The organism is Veillonella sp. 3_1_44 (assembly GCF_000163715.1).
Lineage (GTDB): Bacteria > Bacillota > Negativicutes > Veillonellales > Veillonellaceae > Veillonella > Veillonella parvula_A.
In genome coordinates this window covers 299,567-317,202 of record NZ_GG770201.1, presented here as the reverse complement: position 1 = coordinate 317,202, position 17,636 = coordinate 299,567, and the positions used below count along the sequence as shown (strand labels likewise).

The following is a 17,636-nucleotide window of genomic DNA, read 5'->3' as shown; positions in this document are numbered from 1 at the left end:
AGTTCTTTTACAATTATATATGATATTCATTCAATAAAATTTTTAACGAAACTTACAGAACGTGCTTTCGGTAATATACAAATATAAAATAGTTACAATGCCGCTAATTAAAAGAGACCATCTTAAGATGGTCTCTTTTTTGTCCTATAAACTTTTTTTACACTTACTTAATACCAACGTGTTAACGGCAATTCGTTCGTAACACCTTTTGTCATCAAAATTTGATGCAAGTCCATATTACCGATGTAGAAACCTGCCGCACATCCACAAAGATACAGATCCCACATGCGTACGAATTCACTCCCCCGTTTCGCCTCTACTTGCTCACGGACGCCTTGGAAATTGTTATACCAATGCATTAAAGTCTTATAATAGTGATACCGTAAACTTTCAACATCGATGACATTCATATCATAGTCATAAGCGAGGCTGACCATTTCGCGAAGGGACGGCAAACATCCGCCCGGGAAGATATATTTACGAATCCATGCACTTGTTTCCTTTTCAGATGGGTCACTGATGTAGTGGAGCAGGAACAGCCCGCCGTCTTTAAGCATATCCGATGCGTCCTCCATATACAGAGGAAAATTAGGCCGCCCTACATGTTCAAGCATGCCGATGCTGACAATGCGGTCAAAGGTACGCCCGGAAGCCGCTACATCGCGATAATCTATAAGTTCAATCTCAACCTGTCCTTCAAGGCCATATTCTTTAATGCGTTCCTGTCCTTTTTTCCATTGTTCTTCGGAAAGAGTACACCCATAGCCCTTAACCCCATATTTACGAGCCGCTTCAATGAGAAGGAATCCCCATCCGCAACCGATATCAAGTAAAGTCATACCCTCTTTTAAGTACAATTTATCGAGAATATGATGAACCTTTTGATATTGCGCATCTTTGAGACTATCATTCTCATGCTTAAAATACGCACAGGAATAGCTCATGGTTTCATCGAGCCACAATTTATAGAATTCATTGCCTAAATCATAATGGGAAGATACTTGTTGTTTTTGATCTTTCTTTTTAAGACCTGCATTAAAGAGCGAGCTAAGTACCTTACGATTGATAGAGTCCTTACCTACATGACCAAGGACTACACAAAGGGCTTTAAACAAATCCCCTTCAATTTCGATATCTTTACGCATGTACGCTTCACCGAGGGCGAGTTCTGCGGATATTAACAAATCTTTTTTGGGAATATCGCGATTAACGATGACGGTAAACTCGGATTCTCCGTCAACGATTGTATATTCATTATCTCCAATTTTTACGGTAAAACAATGATCATTAAAGCGTTCTAAATAATGGACTAAGAAACTATCAAATAGCTTGGAAAACATACTGAACTTCCTTTCCTATTAGCTTTCACTATATAGGTTTAAAAATATATACATTAACATGAATGGATACATTCCATACCCTATTAATATATACACCTATAAATTATATCTATATAGTTACGGCGAATAAAAATCTATATTAATCCTATATTTTAATATGAACTTATCACATTATTTAAGTAATATATTTAACTCTATTTATATTATAGCACTTTGAAATAATCTATTTTATATTTATTGAGTAATTCCATCCTATTAGTATGGTATAATATTTATTTGATAAGGTTTATAACAAACTATTGCTATAAACTTTCACAAAGAACGAAATCAATTTATTAATAAAAGGTGGTACCATGAGCACAAATTTAGAAGTAGGCATCGTAGGCCTTCCAAATGTTGGTAAAAGTACATTATTCAACGCTATCACAAAAGCGGGCGCTGAAGCTGCCAATTATCCATTCTGTACAATTGAACCTAATGTAGGTGTCGTTGACGTTCCAGATAATCGTTTAGCTGTATTGGCTGAAATGTTCGGTTCCAAACGCATCCTCCCTGCTGCTATGCGCTTCGTAGATATTGCTGGCCTCGTAGAAGGTGCATCCAAGGGCGAAGGTTTGGGTAATAAATTCCTTAGCCATATCCGCCAAGTAGATGCGATAGCACAAGTTATTCGTTGTTTCGATGACCCTAACATCACTCACGTTTCTGGCTCTATTGATCCAATTCGCGACATTGAAATCATTAATACTGAACTCTGCCTTGCAGACCTTGAGTCCGTAGAAAAACGGAAACAACGTATTGAAAAAATTGCTAAATCTGGCGACAAAGATGCACGTGCTGAATTACCATTATTAGAACGCATCATCGAAGGTCTTGGCGAAGCGAAACCTGTTCGTGCACAAGGTCTTGAAGAAGAAGAATTGGAAATGATCAAAGAGTTAACATTGCTTACAGCAAAACCATCTCTTTATGTAGCCAATATTTCTGAAGATGAAGTATCTGATTACTCTTCCAACGAATATGTAAAACGTGTAGAGGAATATGCGAAAAACGAAGGCGCTGGCATCGTTGTTGTGTCCGCTCGTATCGAATCTGAAATTGCAGAGTTATCCGATGAAGAGTCCGCTGCATTCCTTGAAGATCTTGGTCTTGAAGAATCTGGCTTAACAAAACTTATCAAAGCAAGTTATGCCCTCTTAGGTCTTATCAATTACTTCACAGCTGGTGAAATGGAAGCTCGTGCTTGGACAATCGTAAATGGCACAAAAGCACCTCAAGCTGCTGGTAAAATTCACTCGGATATTGAAAAAGGCTTTATCCGCGCTGAAATCGTATCCTTTGACGACTTACAAGCTTGTGGTAGCCAAAATGCAGCTAAAGAAAAAGGCCTCGTACGCCTTGAAGGTAAAGACTACGTTATGAAAGACGGCGATGTAACCCATTTCCGCTTCAATGTATAAACAAACTTATATAACAAAAACCAGTAAATCTCAGGATTTACTGGTTTTTTTATTACTAATTATAACCTTTATATAATATTATTTATCGTCTTTATGAAGAACATTTTTGACGCCACTAATCGCACCATCTACAGCATCTTTAACATCTTCAGCTGCTTTTTTGAGATCTTCAGCAACATCATGTGCAGCCTCTTTAACTTTTGCAGCTGTATTTTCTACAGCGCCTTCTGCTTGCAATTCTTTGTTATCAGTTAATTTACCGGCATTTTCTTTTAATGCACCTTTAGCTTGATTTAATTTATCTTCTAATGCCATAATTATGATCCTTTCATATAAAATCATTTATAGCTATGTTAGCTATACTTTTAAAAAAAGATTACTATCCCTTTTTCCCGAAGAAAAACGAAACAACAGCAACAACAATTACAGCACCAAGAACAGAAGGAATTAATGCCATGCCAGCTAAGCTAGGACCCCATGTGCCAAATATTGCTTGACCCACAGACGAACCAACTAAACCAGCAATAACATTGGCAATAACGCCCATTGCTCCACCTTTGTTAGTGATGGCTCCTGCAAGAAAACCGATAAAACCACCAACAATAATTGACCATAACATACGATCACTCCTTCCTATTTAATCAATATATTTATAATATCCTACAAAAAAAACGAACTTTATAAATATTATAAATAATATGTATATTTATAATATAACATTCATTTCTAAAGATTAAATGAAGAAATTCGATATAGATATAAAAGTCGCAATCGATTAAACTACTGTAACAATTTCATCCATTGTGCGACGTGTTTTATTGCGATGCGGTTCTTCATCTCGATATCCAAAGGCAGCCATCACAGCAATGCCAAAGTGCTTTGTATCAAAAAGACCTAATTCATCACCTAAAAAAGCTGTCATCTTATCTTGATTAAAGCCTTCCAATGCACAGGAATCAAGACCTTCGTAAGCAGCCATAGTCATCATATTAGCCATTACAATATACGCTTGCTTAGAAGACCAATCAAAGGCAGCACGATCAGACTCAAATGTTTTATAGTCTTCAGTTGTGAACTGAGCATATTTTTCTTTATAAATAGCATCGACTTCAGCAGGTAATTGTTTCACCTCTTCTTGAATGTAGCGTACATAAGGGGAATCAAATTCCAAATCCACCTTTTTACGTGTTAAGAACACCACGAAATGTCTCGCTTCAAGACCAGCTTGAATACCCCAACCATAAGATTTCATCTTTTCACGGATTTCAGGATTTTGAATAACTAATAATTGGTAAGCTTCAAAACCTAAAGAGGTGGGAGACAAGCGCGCCGCTGTTAAGATACCTTGCCAATCATCATCAGAAATCTTTTTAGTACTATCAAATTTCTTACATGCATAACGATATGTCATAGCGTACTCTAAATCTTTACGATCAAATTTAGGGGCTGTTAATTTTACATTTTCTATTTCATATTTGCTCATATATAACTCCTTATCTAAATGATATTACATAATAAAGGACTTACTTTATCATATCACCTTTGTAGATTCGTCCCCAGTCACACATGGCCATGATAATAGGACGTAGCGTTTCGCCAAATTCAGTGATACTATATTCCGTCTTTGGTGGCACCACTGGATAAATCTCTTTGTGGATGATACCTTCTGCTTCTAAATCCTTCAATTGTTGTGAAAGCATCTTAATCGTCGCTTGAGGAATGAGTTTTTGTATCTCATTAAATCGCAACGTTCTATCTGTCATCAAATGATACAGAATAATAGATTTATACTTACCTCCTACTACACTGAGGGATGCCTCTACAGGACAATTAAATAATTTTTCTTCCATAGAAACCTCCTCACTTAATAGTATCACGAGCCTTAATTAGCAACAAATAGTTTCTATTATTTATTAACACTTTTAGCAGCACTTACCAGACCATCAAGCCAATCTTGATGACCATTAAGCATCGGATTTGGTTTAGCTATATGTAATTCTTTCGCAGGCTCACCTACTTGCGTTTCTTGTGTCAAAATACGAACTACACCATAATCAAGCTCTTCCACAAGCCATGCATGAATAACATCTAGTCGCTCAGCAGTGCCAACTTCACCAGCCCAACCATGCCAAGAAATTCGACCAGGTTGATTTTCACTAGGTGCTACATATTCTACAACCTCTGCATCCACAGGGAAACCAAAGGTTTTAAAGAAGAAACGTGTATTAGATATAAGATGTGTATCTTCTTGATTAAGCATCTTAATATCGCTAGAGTTGCTGTAGTAAGAAGGCCATGTAGCAGCATTTGTTAAGTATTCCCATACAGCCTCTACAGTGATACCTTTTACAATCACCTCATTAGATACATAGTTATCAGTTAAACCTGGTAAGTATTCTTTTGGCCAGTTAATAGCATTCATTGTTGTATTCATAATAAACTCCTTTTATAGTATCAATTTTATTAGTTTTCAGCTGATGATGTCAGTATAAACCATATGGTATATTCCAACAAGAACGCACAAAAAAGTCACATAGTTACAAAAAAGTAACTATGTGACTTAATTTTTATCTACTAAGCTTCATATGGTACGGCCAGTTCGCCTTTTTCATACCAAAACAGTCCCGACGTACTAATCTTATGTTCTTTTAAAATAACCTTAACTTGCTCAACAATACTCGGATCTATTTCTATAGATAAACCACACATATCATAAAGCTCTGGGGGGGTAGCCATCAACTGATGAGGCACCTCTAATTCTGTTAATACCTTATCCGCCTTATCACCAAAATAATAGGATGTAAAAACGACAAGTAATTTTTTATTTTCCAATGCCTCACCTCTTACCAAAGTAGATACGATTAAATGTCTTTCATCTCAATGATTCATTTTAGAAATAAGAAATCTACTTTAAATCAGTAGCTCTAAATCGATATATCAAAATAAAATACTAATATTATAGCTTAACAATATTATCTCCAAGGATTGCATCTGTAATAGCGTACATATTAGTAATACTGCCTACGCCCAGCTTATCTTTTACACCGAAATAATCAAGACAAATGCCGCATGCTGCAATTTCTACACCAAGCTCAGCTAATTTCTTGATATTTTCCAAATGAACCGAATCATTGACTACCATCTTAACACTGCTATTGATGAAATAAATCTTAGAAGGCTTTACGTCAGCTTCAAGCATACATACCCAGAAGGTTTTCATCAAATTTCGGCCAAGCTCTTCACTACCTTCACCAAGATAATCCTTCGTCATCAAAATGACGCGATTTCCATAGTTCATAGGTTCACAACTTACTTCCGTTACCGAATTTGCATTTGGTGTCATAGTAAGATAAAAATCCTTGCCATCTTGGCGAATACCTACACCATAACCACGAGACTTACCAAACTTCTCTACATTATCGCGGCTCACTTCATTATCTACAATTGTAATAATAACAGCATTTGGATTCGCATCACTTACCTTCTTAGTTTCAATAACAGGTTTTGGACACAAGCTACCGCGCACATCTACCGTTAATTCCTTTGTATTGCTCATCATACACCTCTATATACATTATATAATTTGTGAAAGTATCAGCTATCAGCTATCAGCTATCAGCTATCAGCTATCAGCTATCAGCTATCAGCTATCAGCTATCAGCTATCAGCTAATAATAATTTAATTAAATATCTATCCTCAATAGTATAGACCTGATTTTTATAATTTTATTCTGTAACGCGTACCGCTAAACCACTGAAGCTTTCAACAGTACCCACAATAGCAGCACAGTCAATACCCGCCTTATGAAAGGCCTGAACAAGCGGCTCACCTTCGCTAGCAGGAACAGAGAATAGTAACCCACCAGAGGTTTGAGGATCAAATACAATATCCGACCATATAGGATCCAAGTCCTCATCAACTTGTACTTCAGTTATAGCCTTGCGATTACCATAAGATGCAGCCGGAATTAACCCCATTTGAGCCGCCTCGATGACATCATCAAAAAGAGGGATGTCGTAAACTTTAATATGAATCGTCACATTAGAAGCACTCGCCATTTCTACGGAGTGTCCCATGAGGCTAAAGCCTGTAACATCTGTACAAGCATGAACTGTAAAGTTATGCGCCACCTCAGCCGCTACACGATTTAAAGTACTCATACTAGTGACGGCCTGTTCCGTGCCTACAGGGAATAAATCTGCTTTCAACGCATTATTCATAATACCTGTACCAATGCGTTTTGTTAGCACCAACACGTCCCCTACTTGAGCACCTTTATTTTTCCAAATCTGATGGGGATTTACTTGACCAGTCACAGACATCCCAAAGATAGGTTCCTTATTTTCAATGCTGTGTCCACCTACGATGGCTGCACCAGCCTCGGCTACAATCGAACCAGCCCCATTTAACACATCCGTCAAAACACCTTGCTCGACGAGAGGAACCGGAAAGCCTACGATATTCATCGCCGTTAAAGGAGTTCCACCCATAGCATACACATCGCTTAGCGCATTAGCAGCTGCAATTTTACCGAATAAACCAGGATCATTAACCATAGGTGTAAAGAAATCTAAGGTTTGCACCAATGCAAAGGTATCCGAGATTTGATATACACCTGCATCATCGGCACCAGTCATATCTGCGAGAACATGTTCGTTAGTAACGGGTGTTAAAGCTTTCAGCACACGGTTTAATATATGAGGCCCAATCTTACACGCGCAGCCTCCACTTGTCACATAATCAGTAAGTCGTACCATAATCCCTCCTTACTCATTTTCCGGCAATCGAGAGATGATTTTCTTAACAGCCTTCTCAAATTTAGGGCGCGGCATCAAGAGTTGATGACCACATCCATTACATACGATGAGAAAGTCTGTACCAATTCGCTTAACTTCCCACTCATCACTGCCGCAAGGATGTGATTTTTTCATCTTCACTACATCGCCTACGTAATATCTAACAAATGCCATAGCGCCTCCTTTAACTTCTGTCAGTATTTATATATTTATTATACATAAAATAGTTGATTCTATAAATATATCCTGATTCTATAGTTCAATCGTCTATTACATAACCATAAAATTTTCGCCCTAAATATATAATGTACAGATTTGATATGTCTGCTGTTCTTATAATTAAAACCATAACACAAGAAAAATAGTATTATATAATCACCAAAAGATCACAAAAATGTTTATCTTAATCATTATATTTTATAGGGAAATATTAGTGCATCTAAAGAAATCAACATTAATAACTAAACAATAATGATTTTTCATTTAGTTATCATTCTCAATATCAAAATAAAGATTTTTTATAAATCCCATACTATTCAATCTTTATAAACCCACATTTTTACTACATTGATAATATTTATCATTTAGAAAATTTTCGAAATAAATTTTATAAAAAGACTTGCATTTCTCATTTAGTATGTTACAATATAGTCAACAATGATTATTCGTTAAGTATACGGATAACACATTGTATATAAAACTGTTAAGACGGCAAGTGCCGAAACACACAAATAAGTAAGTACTATTTTAAGAGTTAGGCAAGTGTCTATTTGATCTAAGAATAAGTTTTCTTACTAAGGCGAAGTCGCCCTCGAAATTGATAGAATAAGTATTCTATTCCATTGCATTCACAACCAAGTGGTTATGAATATATACGTTAAGTAACAATTTTGAAAATTATCGTAAGTACAAAGGAGTATTAAAATGGCAGAATTAAAAGGTTCTAACACTGAAAAAAATCTTCAAGCAGCATTTGCTGGCGAATCCCAAGCATTTCAAAAATATACATTCTACGCTAGTGCAGCTCGTAAAGCTGGCATGAACGAAATCGCTGACTATTTCGAAGAAACAGCTCACAACGAATCTGCACATGCTAAATTGTGGTTCAAAGCTCTTCATGGTGGTGATATTTCCGCTGATATCGAAGCTAACCTTCGCGATGCAGCAGCTGGTGAAAACTACGAACATACTACAATGTACAAAGAATTCGCTGACGAAGCTGAAAAAGAAGGATTTGCTAAAATCGCTTTCCAAATGCGCGAAGTTGGTAAAATTGAAGCTCGTCATGAAGCTCGTTACCTTGCATTAGCAGCTCAAGTATCCGGTAACAAAGTATTCCACAATGACGAACCAGTAGCTTGGATCTGTGCTAACTGCGGTTATGTACACGTTGGTGAAGAAGCTCCAAAAATTTGCCCTGTATGTGCACATCCACAAGCTTTCTTCCACCGTTTCGTTGAATCCATCTAATCTGTAAGTACGACACTAACTAGATTAATAACCTGTAAGTACAGATTTTAATAAAACTATACTTGTAAGTACAATCTAAACTTACAGTAAGTACTGACAACTTCCTTAACAAAAAGACGATGACATTTGTCATCGTCTTTTTTTGCATTCTTTTGTTAGATTTTTATTTTGTCTACTATATTTTATTCTATTCACTATAATATGTTTTTTATTTCCTTTGTATAGTGCTTATTATTTACTATTGAGTTATAAAAACATATCACTTAATATTATCTACTAAATTTTTAAATTCTTCTGCTGCTTCATATGGATCATCTGCATGAGCAATAGCAGATATTACGGCTACTCCACTGGCACCAGCTTGCAAAACAGGCGTTGCGTTATCTAAGGTAATACCCCCAATACCAACGCACGGTAATGTTAGACCTTCTGCTCGTAACTCAGTAATACGATCTGGTCCGCATGGCTCTTGAGCATCAGGTTTGCTACTTGTGGCATACATAGGACCTACACCGACACAATCTGCATACACTACATCAGTCTTATGAAGTTCCTCCACAGAATGAATGGATATACCAACAACCTTATTTCCTACAAGATTACGAACGTCTTCTAAACGCATATCCTCTTGTCCTACATGAACACCATCAGCATTAACAGCCACTGCTAAGTCTACATCGTCATTAATAATATAAAGCACATTATACATAGCACAAATTTCTTTTAACTGCTGAGCTAATTCTAGTTTCTGTTGTCCTTCTAATGTTCCTGTGCCCTTCTCTCTAAACTGAAAGCATGTCACGCCACCCCGACAAGCAGCTTCAACAGTATCTAGTAAATGTCTTTCATTAAAACCTACATCTTGCGTACCACTAATAAAATATACCTTTAATTGATCGGGTACAACTACGGGCCGTATTCTATTTCCAGATAAAAGCATCGCATCATCGAATTCATATAAGGCATCCATAAATGCCACACTAAAGCTGCCAGGTTTTACACCGCTCACCTTAACCGCACTTTCACCAGCAAGTCCATAGTAAGCCAGTGCATACGCAAGAAACTCACCGATAGACATGTTATGCATAAATGGATAATAGGAACTAAAGAATGCAGCTAAGACAGCCCCTAATAGACAGCCGGTCCCTGTTACCGCTGTCATGATTGGATGACCATGAGGAACTGCAAATACACGAGTTCCATCAGAAACGTAGTCCTCTTCGCCCGTTGCGACAACAGGACAATTAATTTGGCGTGCAAGACGATACGTTATAATTGCGCTATCCTCAACTTGTGCCCCATCTACGCCCTTACCAGAGAGAGAACTGTCAATCTTATGATTTGTATTAAGAGCATCATAGATGGCTTTAATTTCACTTTGGTTTCCTCGTAGCAACGAAATAGCACCGGTTTTAATCAAGTCTAAAACAACAGATAATCGATAAGCCCCAGCGTGACAGCCCACAGGGTCTAGCACAATAGGTACCTCATGAGCCTTCGCTAATTTAACAGCCTCTTTGTAATAAGTAACCTTATCTGGTGTAACGGTCCCAATGTTAATGAGTAAAGCCGCAGCATGAACGATAAGGTCTTTTAAGTCTTCGCTGCACTCACTCATTACGGGTGATGCACCGATGGCTAGTAAACCATTAGCCGTAAAGGTCCGCACCACATCATTGGTAATACAAATAACAAGAGGATTTTTTTTGCGTAGAGTCTCTAATATATTCAGTTCGGGCCAATTTGAACCATTTATATTTGGATTGTTGTAGATCATATAACTATCTCCTCTAGTCATTTTTCAAAAGTTCATCCATCGTTTGAGGGCCATTTACCAATAACCCATAAGCCATATGATTAACAGGCCCACAGCCATGACCAAGAGCAGGGTTATGTTTAATAGCTAGAGCGATATAGTCCTTTGCAATACCAATAGCATCCATTACATCACGTCCTTTAGCGAACTCTGCCGTAATGACTGCTGAGAAGGTGCAGCCCGTACCATGAGTATGAACAGTATCATATTTAGGACTTGTCCACGTACGCACATCTCCATCTTTGGTGAAAGCATAATCCGTAGCATCATCTCCAATATGGCCGCCTTTTATAATAACCACTCGGGGTCCTAATTCATGTAAAATACGCTTAGCTGCTGTTGTGATATCACTTTCACAAGTAATAGACATGTCCGCTAACACCTCTGCCTCGCTACGATTAGGTGTAATGACTGTGGCGACCGGAATGAGTTTCGATTTTAAGAAATTCACGGCCTCATCCGATACAAGTCGATCACCACTAGTAGCAATCATAACGGGATCCATTACATAAGGAATATTCTTGCTTACATAAGGATAAATGAGGTCCATCATCTCCGGTAAAGCAATCATGCCCGTCTTAACGGCTTGTGGTGTAATATCTGAATATACATCGTGTAACTGTTTTTCTATGCTTTCTAACGATAGGTGTTCTACGTGATGTACACCCGTTGTATTTTGAGCCACCACAGAAGTAACAACGGCCATGCCGTATACATTTCGACTTTGGAAGGATTTTAAATCAGCCATAATGCCAGCGCCACCACTAGGGTCAGTACCGGCAATTGTTAATGCAGTATGTAGTTTCATTATGCCTCCTTGTGTAACAGATTACGTCGAGATAAGATTTGTAATACTACGAAGCCAATGCAAGCACCTGCAATAGAGCTCATGGAAAAGGATGTAATCAAGGTCAACAATGCCAATGGTTTGCCTAGTAGGAAATGAGCAATTGGATAGCTTACAAGAGCACCAATAAGTCCAGTGCCAATGATTTCGCCTAAAGCCGCTGCCCAGATGGCGTTGTATTTTTTATATAAATACGCAGATAACCAAGCGCCAATCATACTACCTGGAAAGGCTAATGGAGAGCCTAGTGCTAGTACATTACGTAAGCAAGAAGTACTAAAGGCTGCGCCTACAGAGAATCTCGCCCCAACTATAACGGCTAAGATTACATTTATCATATGTTGAAATGGAAAAATACGAGCAGGGCCAATAGGAATCGACGTAGTCGATAAGACGACACCTAAGGCCACACATATGCTAGCAATAATCATTTTTTTCATAATACCTCCAAGTAAATAAAAATGAGACCACCTCAAATGGAATGGTCTCGTAATAGTTTGGTATCATGTTTCATTCCACTTCCCTACGCCAGTATTATCTGGATCAGGTCTAGGGTTTTGAATGGTCAATCTCAGCAAAAGCACCCCTAGTGGCAATATATTTTTATAATCTAGTTATAACATTATTATACAATCTATGCAACAAAATAATTGACGGTTCCCGTAGCACCTCGTATAATGAAGCCATAATGGGGTGCTCACACAAGTGGGCTGAGAGTAAGCTAAAGCTTTAACCCATAACCTGATTTGGATAATGCCAACGTAGGGAACATAGAGGATTAATGGCCGAGTTCCTGTGAGCTCGGCTTTTTCTATGACTTCCTGGCAAGGAGGACGTATGAAAAATACACACATCACGCAACCACAATTTGCCATGATATGGTTCGGTGCCGCTTTATCGATTGCGGAAATTATGACCGGTACCTATCTGGCCCCCTTAGGCCTCGCGCAAGGTCTCTATGCCATCATCTTAGGTCATATTATCGGCGGCATCCTGCTATTTGGTGCGGGACTCATCGGTGGCCGCTTGCGGCAAGGCAGTATGAACACGACAGCCTTTAGCTTTGGCCCACTAGGGGCAAAGGGCTTTGCCTTTTTAAATATGCTCCAGCTCATCGGTTGGACCAGCATCATGATTTACGATGCCATGTTAGCCTTACAAGCACTGGCACCTCTATCACCTATGATTTGGACCATTGCCATCGGGGCCCTCGTCATTTTGTGGCTCTTCATCGGCCTCCACAATACGGGCTATATTCAAGCCATCGTATCTATTCTATTGCTAGGCCTCACCCTCTACATGGGCACGCACATGATATCGCAGTGGCCTAGTGAAGGTGGCCTTCTAACTAGCGGAAACATGAGTTTCATCGCTGCTCTTGAGTTATCTATTGCCATGCCACTATCTTGGCTACCTCTCATCAGTGATTATACCCGTGAAAGTAAACATCCTTTCACCGCATCACTCACAAGTGCTACGGTCTACACGGTAACGAGTATCGTCATGTATACCTTAGGTCTTAGTGCCGCTATTTTTGGCGGTGGCGACTCCATCATTACTATCATGATGAATGCAGGACTTGGTCTTGCTGGACTCATCGTTATTATCTTCTCTACCGTTACTACAACCTTTATGGACGCTTACTCTGCAGGTGTTTCTAGTACGACTATCTATAATAGTGCATCTAGTAAGGGCATTGCAGTTATTGTTACCATCGTTGGCACTATTGCAGCTATCTTGTATCCGATGGACGATATTACAGACTTCTTATACCTCATCGGATCTGTCTTTACCCCAATGATTGCCATCTTGCTAGCGGACTACTTTATGAATCGTCAACAAGTGCAAACTCTATCGGCTTTTTTAGTACGCGGCACAATTTGGGCTGTATCGGTCGGTTTATATCACTATATGTTACACAGTGAAAGCACCGTAGGTGCTACATTACCAGCCTTTACAATGGCCTTTATCATAACTACTATCATTGGTTTCGTAAGTAAAGCAGTAAAGGTCTCTACAGAAGTTAAACAACCATAATAGGATATATACAACAAGCATCCAAGATAGGAGACTAACTAAATAGGAACTGCTATATAAACAATAAAACCCCTTTAGGAGCAATAACTCGTATGAAGGGGTTTTGTTATTTAGATTCTTTTATTTACATTATTGTTATTTAGATATTTGAATTTGGCCTTCTTCACAGGTCCAGTGCCGATCTCCAACCATTTCGGCTTCGCTTTCATCATGGGTAACCCATACACAAGGTACATCCCACTCGCGAATAATGGACACCAAATCTTCGCGCACATGCTTTCGCAAGTTCCAATCTAAAGCAGATAAAGGCTCATCAAGAAGCAAGATAGTCGGTTTAGAGTAGAGCGCACGTCCCAAAGCAACTCGTTGCTGTTCGCCACCAGACAGACTGCCAGCCTTCGTTTTGCGATATTTCTCAAGGCTTAAACGCTGCAATAGACTATTGCACATGTCAGGTGTGCCTCGTTTGCTATAGGTAATATTATGTTCCACAGACAAATGAGGGAATACGATGTTGCCTTGTGGCATATAGCCTACCTGACGTTTTTGAGCGGGAACCCAAATCTTATTATCTCGATCCACCCACGTTGTTTCATTACAGTGAATACTACCTGTAGTGGGTTTTACCAGTCCTGCAATGCATTTAATGAAAGTACTTTTACCACTGCCAGATTGACCTGTCAAAACGGTAATACCAGAAGGAAGTACCCCATCGGCTTTCACAGTCACAGAAGGTCTAGCTACGGTAAAGGAAAATGTAATCATCGGACCTCCTAATTATTATCAATGTGACGGAACAAGGACCCCTTTGTGATGAGGTGAATCCCACTCAACAATGCCAATGTGAGCACACAAATATAGATAACTAATTCAAAAGCATCCATGTACTGTCCTGCCTCTACGTAAGAGTAGATAGCAAGTGGCATGGTGCGCGTTACCTTTGGAATATTGCCTGCAATCAAAATGGTAGCACCGAACTCGCCCATAGCACGACAGAAGGCTAAGATACTGCCCGTCAAAATGCCTTTCCAAGCGAGTGGTACGGAGATAGTAAAAAAGATACGTAACTCTGAAGCACCTAATGTACGCGCTACGTCCTCCATATTATGATCGACGGATTGCAATGCTGAACGCACCGTTTGATAAAACAGCGGAAATGCAATTACAGAGGAGGCTATCACGGCACCGGATGCAGCAAAAACAACACTCATATCATGAGCTTCAAGCCAAGCACCAAACGCATAACCTGGAGTAAATACCATAAGTAACGCAAAACCAACAACTACCGGAGGCAGTACAAGTGGCAAGGTAATAAGTGCATCAAGAATGGCAATACCACCCCACTTGCAACGGTTCATCCAGTAACAAGTCGCTAAGCCATTTAAAATAACTATAATAAGAGCTATACTTGCCACCCATAGCGACAGCCATAATGGACTCATGTCACGCCCCCTTTCTATACACAACAACTCTAAAGTATGTGCTATATCTATTAATTCAAAAATACTTTTCAAACAAATTATATGCACAAAATCATATCATATGCTAGATTATTAAGCACTCATCACTACAAATGAGTAAAAGAAAAAGCATACAGTGAGCAATCATAAGATTAGTAATATCAATAATATCTCTATTGTATCATAAGAAAACGCTAGCCCTGAAAGCTAGCGCTTTACTCTTATTTAGAAGTAGAGAAACCGTATTTTTCTAATACTTTTTGGCCTTCTGGGCTCATTACGTATTGGTAGAAGTCTTTTGCCAATGCGTTGTCATATTTTTTAATAATACCAATTGGATAGATAACTGGATCATGGGAATCAGCCGGTGTTACTGCAGAGATTTCAACTGCATCGCCCGCTGCGATAGCATCAGTTTTATAGATGAAACCAGCATCTCCAGCACCTTGGCTAATGGAAGCTGTTACAGCTTTTACATCTTTAGCGTATACTACATTAGGTTCTACCTGTTCCCAAACGCCTAGTTTTGTTAATACTTGTTTACCATAGTTACCAGCTGGTACTGTTTCAGGATTGCCCAATACGATACGCTTTACTGTAGCGATTTGATTTAGCTCAACCTTAGGTTGACCTTTTGGAACTACGAGAACGAGTTCATTAGTTACGAATGGTTTTACATCAGTTACCAAATCTTTTTCTTGTAACATTTTCATATTTTTCTCGTCAGCAGAAATAAATAAACTAGCTGGTGCACCTTGTTCGATTTGTTGACGTAATGTACCAGAACCAGCGAAGTTAATAGCGATTTGATCATCCGCTAAGTTATGGCTTTTTTTGTAAGCATCAGCCAATTCTGTAAGAGCACCTTTGAGGCTTGCTGCAGCTTGTACAGTAATCTTTTCAGATGTGCTTGGTTTAGCTGACTCAGCTGGTTTACTTGCATCATTGCCACAACCGACTAAAAAGGCAAGCATGAAAACGCTCATTAACACTAATAAAATTCGTTTCATAATTCCTCCTGTGCATCCCTTAAAACGCCACACTGTAAAAGCTATGGTAACACCTAGAGACACCTCGTGTACTAACAAACTAAAATATACAATATATTCATATTATACTATAAATCGATGGTTAAAGTCGTATATCCAAAATCACATATTGCATAGATATTTCTGATGATTATGATAAGTAATTATAATCGATAAATTTTTAAGCCCCAAACAATAGATACTATGGTATGATAATACTACAAAGGATAAAAATATTTTAAAAAACTTATTCACTTACAGCTTATATAAAACAACTGTATATTTACTACATATAGTTATACGATTAATTAAAACTATGCCTTATATATTAACTAATATATTAAAGAAAAACTCTAGGTGAGATGATGAATCTATTCGAATTAGTAGGCCATATTTTTATGAATTCTATGGTCCCTATCTTAGTACTTATAGGCGTGGGATTTATATTAGATAGAAGATTTAAACTCGATCTATATACGCTGAGTAAACTAAACTTTTATATATTGTTACCTACCTTTATATTTCGAGCGATGTATGAAGCTAAACTTAACTCAGGTACTTTGGAGATTGTATTCTGCGCGCTCTGTGTACTCATATTAAACTCCATCCTTTCAGATGTGGTAGGTAAGATGCAAGGATATGATGTGGCTAAGATTGCAACCTTAAAAAACTGCGTTATGTTTAATAACGTTGGGAATATGGGTGTCGCCCTTGCTATCTTTGTATTTACTAACATTCCATACGTCATCGATGGTGCTACCCCCTATGCTAATCTAGGTTTAGTGAGTGTTGTATCTATCATGATCATACAAACTATTAGCAGTAATACCTACGGTTTCTACCAAGCGGGAGCAGGACGATTAACCCCTCGGGATGCACTAAAAGTCGTATTCCACATGCCCATGGTATATGCTATCCCACTGGCGCTACTTTGCCACCTACTCCCTTTCGATTTACACGGTCTCTTCTTCTTTGCACCGCTCAATATATTTGCCAATGCTTTCGTTGGCGTCGCTATGATTGCCTTGGGTGTTCAAATTAATAGAACACCGCTAAACTTCTTTAAGATGGATGTCATGCTTGCTACTACATTACGGCTCATTGTAAGTCCACTCATAGCCGCTGGTATTACCATACTATTCATTATGTTCTACGGTCCTATGCATCCAATAGCGGCACAAACCATCATCATAACCTACAGCGTACCTACGGCTATCAATATGTCTCTTATTGCTATTGAAATGAAGAATAATCCAGAATATGCTACACAAATCGTAATGGGCACAACTATTTTATCCGCTATAACTATGCCACTGTTTATTACTATAGCCTATTATCTATTCCCATTATATTAAAATAAAAAATCATAGTTATAAAAAAT

20 protein-coding genes and 2 riboswitches are annotated in these 17,636 nt (G+C 38.4%); of the genes, 4 read left to right on the top strand and 16 right to left on the bottom strand.

The genetic code is table 11. The features are described 5' to 3' along the window. Nucleotides 1-167: 167 nt before the first annotated feature. Nucleotides 168-1,340: a cyclopropane-fatty-acyl-phospholipid synthase family protein gene (locus HMPREF0873_RS08050; protein WP_008715420.1), complete on the bottom strand. Its 1,173-nt coding sequence runs from the start codon at nt 1,338-1,340 to the stop codon at nt 168-170. Between the two features lie 353 nt (nt 1,341-1,693). Between HMPREF0873_RS08050 and ychF the strand changes: the two genes are divergently transcribed. Beyond that, nucleotides 1,694-2,800, top strand: a complete 1,107-nt coding sequence (ychF, locus tag HMPREF0873_RS08045; RefSeq protein WP_008715419.1) for a redox-regulated ATPase YchF — start codon at nt 1,694-1,696, stop codon at nt 2,798-2,800. Nucleotides 2,801-2,878: 78 nt separating this feature from the next. Here the strand turns inward: ychF and HMPREF0873_RS08040 are convergent, their stop codons facing one another. The 9 genes from HMPREF0873_RS08040 to HMPREF0873_RS08000 form a co-directional block, all read right to left on the bottom strand. Next, nucleotides 2,879-3,115, bottom strand: coding sequence for a CsbD family protein (locus tag HMPREF0873_RS08040; protein ID WP_008715418.1), 237 nt, complete (start codon nt 3,113-3,115; stop codon nt 2,879-2,881). A gap of 64 nt (nt 3,116-3,179) precedes the next feature. Next, nucleotides 3,180-3,419 (bottom strand): GlsB/YeaQ/YmgE family stress response membrane protein, encoded by a 240-nt coding sequence (locus HMPREF0873_RS08035; RefSeq protein ID WP_008715417.1) that lies wholly within the window; start codon nt 3,417-3,419, stop codon nt 3,180-3,182. A 156-nt stretch (nt 3,420-3,575) separates the two neighbouring features. Next, on the bottom strand, nt 3,576-4,283 hold the full coding sequence (locus HMPREF0873_RS08030) for an NAD(P)H-dependent oxidoreductase (protein ID WP_008715416.1): 708 nt from the start codon (nt 4,281-4,283) through the stop codon (nt 3,576-3,578). Nucleotides 4,284-4,323: 40 nt separating this feature from the next. Continuing rightward, entirely contained in the window at nt 4,324-4,650 is a 327-nt protein-coding gene (locus HMPREF0873_RS08025) for a helix-turn-helix domain-containing protein (protein ID WP_008715415.1), read from the bottom strand. A 56-nt stretch (nt 4,651-4,706) separates the two neighbouring features. Further along, the gene (locus HMPREF0873_RS08020; protein WP_024061402.1) at nt 4,707-5,234 is read right to left on the bottom strand and encodes a hypothetical protein; all 528 of its coding nucleotides are present in this window, start codon (nt 5,232-5,234) and stop codon (nt 4,707-4,709) included. 140 nt (nt 5,235-5,374) lie between these two features. Beyond that, complete coding sequence (locus tag HMPREF0873_RS08015) at nt 5,375-5,632, bottom strand: DUF3343 domain-containing protein (protein WP_008715414.1); 258 nt, start codon at nt 5,630-5,632, stop codon at nt 5,375-5,377. Nucleotides 5,633-5,756: 124 nt separating this feature from the next. After that, nucleotides 5,757-6,356 carry a sulfurtransferase-like selenium metabolism protein YedF gene (gene yedF / locus HMPREF0873_RS08010; protein ID WP_004697982.1) on the bottom strand — a complete coding sequence of 200 codons (600 nt, stop codon included), beginning with the start codon at nt 6,354-6,356 and terminating at the stop codon, nt 5,757-5,759. A gap of 170 nt (nt 6,357-6,526) precedes the next feature. Beyond that, the gene (selD, locus tag HMPREF0873_RS08005) at nt 6,527-7,558 is read right to left on the bottom strand and encodes a selenide, water dikinase SelD (protein WP_008715408.1); all 1,032 of its coding nucleotides are present in this window, start codon (nt 7,556-7,558) and stop codon (nt 6,527-6,529) included. A gap of 9 nt (nt 7,559-7,567) precedes the next feature. Beyond that, nucleotides 7,568-7,771 (bottom strand): DUF951 domain-containing protein, encoded by a 204-nt coding sequence (locus tag HMPREF0873_RS08000; protein ID WP_005387793.1) that lies wholly within the window; start codon nt 7,769-7,771, stop codon nt 7,568-7,570. A gap of 750 nt (nt 7,772-8,521) precedes the next feature. Here HMPREF0873_RS08000 and rbr point away from each other — a divergent pair. Beyond that, complete coding sequence (rbr, locus tag HMPREF0873_RS07995) at nt 8,522-9,067, top strand: rubrerythrin (protein ID WP_008602900.1); 546 nt, start codon at nt 8,522-8,524, stop codon at nt 9,065-9,067. 259 nt (nt 9,068-9,326) lie between these two features. On the opposite strand, the gene thiM is transcribed toward rbr, so the two are convergent. The 3 genes from thiM to thiW are packed head-to-tail and all read right to left on the bottom strand — an operon-like array spanning nt 9,327 to nt 12,170. Further along, nucleotides 9,327-10,844 carry a hydroxyethylthiazole kinase gene (gene thiM, locus HMPREF0873_RS07990; RefSeq protein ID WP_008715403.1) on the bottom strand — a complete coding sequence of 506 codons (1,518 nt, stop codon included), beginning with the start codon at nt 10,842-10,844 and terminating at the stop codon, nt 9,327-9,329. Nucleotides 10,845-10,857: 13 nt separating this feature from the next. Then, complete coding sequence (gene thiD / locus HMPREF0873_RS07985; protein ID WP_008715401.1) at nt 10,858-11,691, bottom strand: bifunctional hydroxymethylpyrimidine kinase/phosphomethylpyrimidine kinase; 834 nt, start codon at nt 11,689-11,691, stop codon at nt 10,858-10,860. Next, nucleotides 11,691-12,170 (bottom strand): energy coupling factor transporter S component ThiW, encoded by a 480-nt coding sequence (thiW, locus tag HMPREF0873_RS07980; RefSeq protein WP_038125779.1) that lies wholly within the window; start codon nt 12,168-12,170, stop codon nt 11,691-11,693. The genes thiD and thiW overlap by 1 nt, the downstream gene beginning before the upstream one ends. 63 nt (nt 12,171-12,233) lie before the next feature. Beyond that, nucleotides 12,234-12,328: riboswitch (TPP riboswitch) on the bottom strand. 81 nt (nt 12,329-12,409) lie between these two features. Beyond that, nucleotides 12,410-12,515: riboswitch (TPP riboswitch) on the top strand. Between the two features lie 52 nt (nt 12,516-12,567). Here thiW and cytX point away from each other — a divergent pair. Beyond that, complete coding sequence (gene cytX, locus HMPREF0873_RS07975; protein WP_008715398.1) at nt 12,568-13,767, top strand: putative hydroxymethylpyrimidine transporter CytX; 1,200 nt, start codon at nt 12,568-12,570, stop codon at nt 13,765-13,767. Between the two features lie 135 nt (nt 13,768-13,902). Here cytX and HMPREF0873_RS07970 read toward each other — a convergent pair whose 3' ends face one another. The 3 genes from HMPREF0873_RS07970 to modA form a co-directional block, all read right to left on the bottom strand. Beyond that, nucleotides 13,903-14,532 (bottom strand): ATP-binding cassette domain-containing protein, encoded by a 630-nt coding sequence (locus HMPREF0873_RS07970; protein WP_038125778.1) that lies wholly within the window; start codon nt 14,530-14,532, stop codon nt 13,903-13,905. 8 nt (nt 14,533-14,540) lie between these two features. Next, nucleotides 14,541-15,209 (bottom strand): molybdate ABC transporter permease subunit, encoded by a 669-nt coding sequence (gene modB, locus HMPREF0873_RS07965; RefSeq protein WP_038125777.1) that lies wholly within the window; start codon nt 15,207-15,209, stop codon nt 14,541-14,543. Between the two features lie 239 nt (nt 15,210-15,448). Next, the gene (gene modA, locus HMPREF0873_RS07960; protein ID WP_008715397.1) at nt 15,449-16,237 is read right to left on the bottom strand and encodes a molybdate ABC transporter substrate-binding protein; all 789 of its coding nucleotides are present in this window, start codon (nt 16,235-16,237) and stop codon (nt 15,449-15,451) included. A gap of 383 nt (nt 16,238-16,620) precedes the next feature. Here modA and HMPREF0873_RS07955 point away from each other — a divergent pair, with 383 nt between their 5' ends. Then, nucleotides 16,621-17,610, top strand: coding sequence for an AEC family transporter (locus HMPREF0873_RS07955; RefSeq protein ID WP_008715395.1), 990 nt, complete (start codon nt 16,621-16,623; stop codon nt 17,608-17,610). The last annotated feature ends 26 nt before the right edge of the window (nt 17,611-17,636 follow it).

Bases quoted from the DNA above. Each gene is read 5' to 3' on its own strand.
- HMPREF0873_RS08030 (WP_008715416.1), bottom strand. From the start codon at position 4,283: ATGAGCAAATATGAAATAGAAAATGTAAAATTAACAGCCCCTAAATTT.
- HMPREF0873_RS07955 (WP_008715395.1), top strand. From the start codon at position 16,621: ATGAATCTATTCGAATTAGTAGGCCATATTTTTATGAATTCTATGGTC.
- HMPREF0873_RS08040 (WP_008715418.1), bottom strand. From the start codon at position 3,115: ATGGCATTAGAAGATAAATTAAATCAAGCTAAAGGTGCATTAAAAGAA.
- HMPREF0873_RS07970 (WP_038125778.1), bottom strand. From the start codon at position 14,532: ATGATTACATTTTCCTTTACCGTAGCTAGACCTTCTGTGACTGTGAAA.
- cytX (WP_008715398.1), top strand. From the start codon at position 12,568: ATGAAAAATACACACATCACGCAACCACAATTTGCCATGATATGGTTC.
- thiD (WP_008715401.1), bottom strand. From the start codon at position 11,691: ATGAAACTACATACTGCATTAACAATTGCCGGTACTGACCCTAGTGGT.
- yedF (WP_004697982.1), bottom strand. From the start codon at position 6,356: ATGAGCAATACAAAGGAATTAACGGTAGATGTGCGCGGTAGCTTGTGT.
- selD (WP_008715408.1), bottom strand. From the start codon at position 7,558: ATGGTACGACTTACTGATTATGTGACAAGTGGAGGCTGCGCGTGTAAG.
- thiM (WP_008715403.1), bottom strand. From the start codon at position 10,844: ATGATCTACAACAATCCAAATATAAATGGTTCAAATTGGCCCGAACTG.
- HMPREF0873_RS08020 (WP_024061402.1), bottom strand. From the start codon at position 5,234: ATGAATACAACAATGAATGCTATTAACTGGCCAAAAGAATACTTACCA.
- HMPREF0873_RS08035 (WP_008715417.1), bottom strand. From the start codon at position 3,419: ATGTTATGGTCAATTATTGTTGGTGGTTTTATCGGTTTTCTTGCAGGA.
- HMPREF0873_RS08050 (WP_008715420.1), bottom strand. From the start codon at position 1,340: ATGTTTTCCAAGCTATTTGATAGTTTCTTAGTCCATTATTTAGAACGC.
- thiW (WP_038125779.1), bottom strand. From the start codon at position 12,170: ATGAAAAAAATGATTATTGCTAGCATATGTGTGGCCTTAGGTGTCGTC.
- rbr (WP_008602900.1), top strand. From the start codon at position 8,522: ATGGCAGAATTAAAAGGTTCTAACACTGAAAAAAATCTTCAAGCAGCA.
- modA (WP_008715397.1), bottom strand. From the start codon at position 16,237: ATGAAACGAATTTTATTAGTGTTAATGAGCGTTTTCATGCTTGCCTTT.
- modB (WP_038125777.1), bottom strand. From the start codon at position 15,209: ATGAGTCCATTATGGCTGTCGCTATGGGTGGCAAGTATAGCTCTTATT.
- HMPREF0873_RS08000 (WP_005387793.1), bottom strand. From the start codon at position 7,771: ATGGCATTTGTTAGATATTACGTAGGCGATGTAGTGAAGATGAAAAAA.
- HMPREF0873_RS08025 (WP_008715415.1), bottom strand. From the start codon at position 4,650: ATGGAAGAAAAATTATTTAATTGTCCTGTAGAGGCATCCCTCAGTGTA.
- ychF (WP_008715419.1), top strand. From the start codon at position 1,694: ATGAGCACAAATTTAGAAGTAGGCATCGTAGGCCTTCCAAATGTTGGT.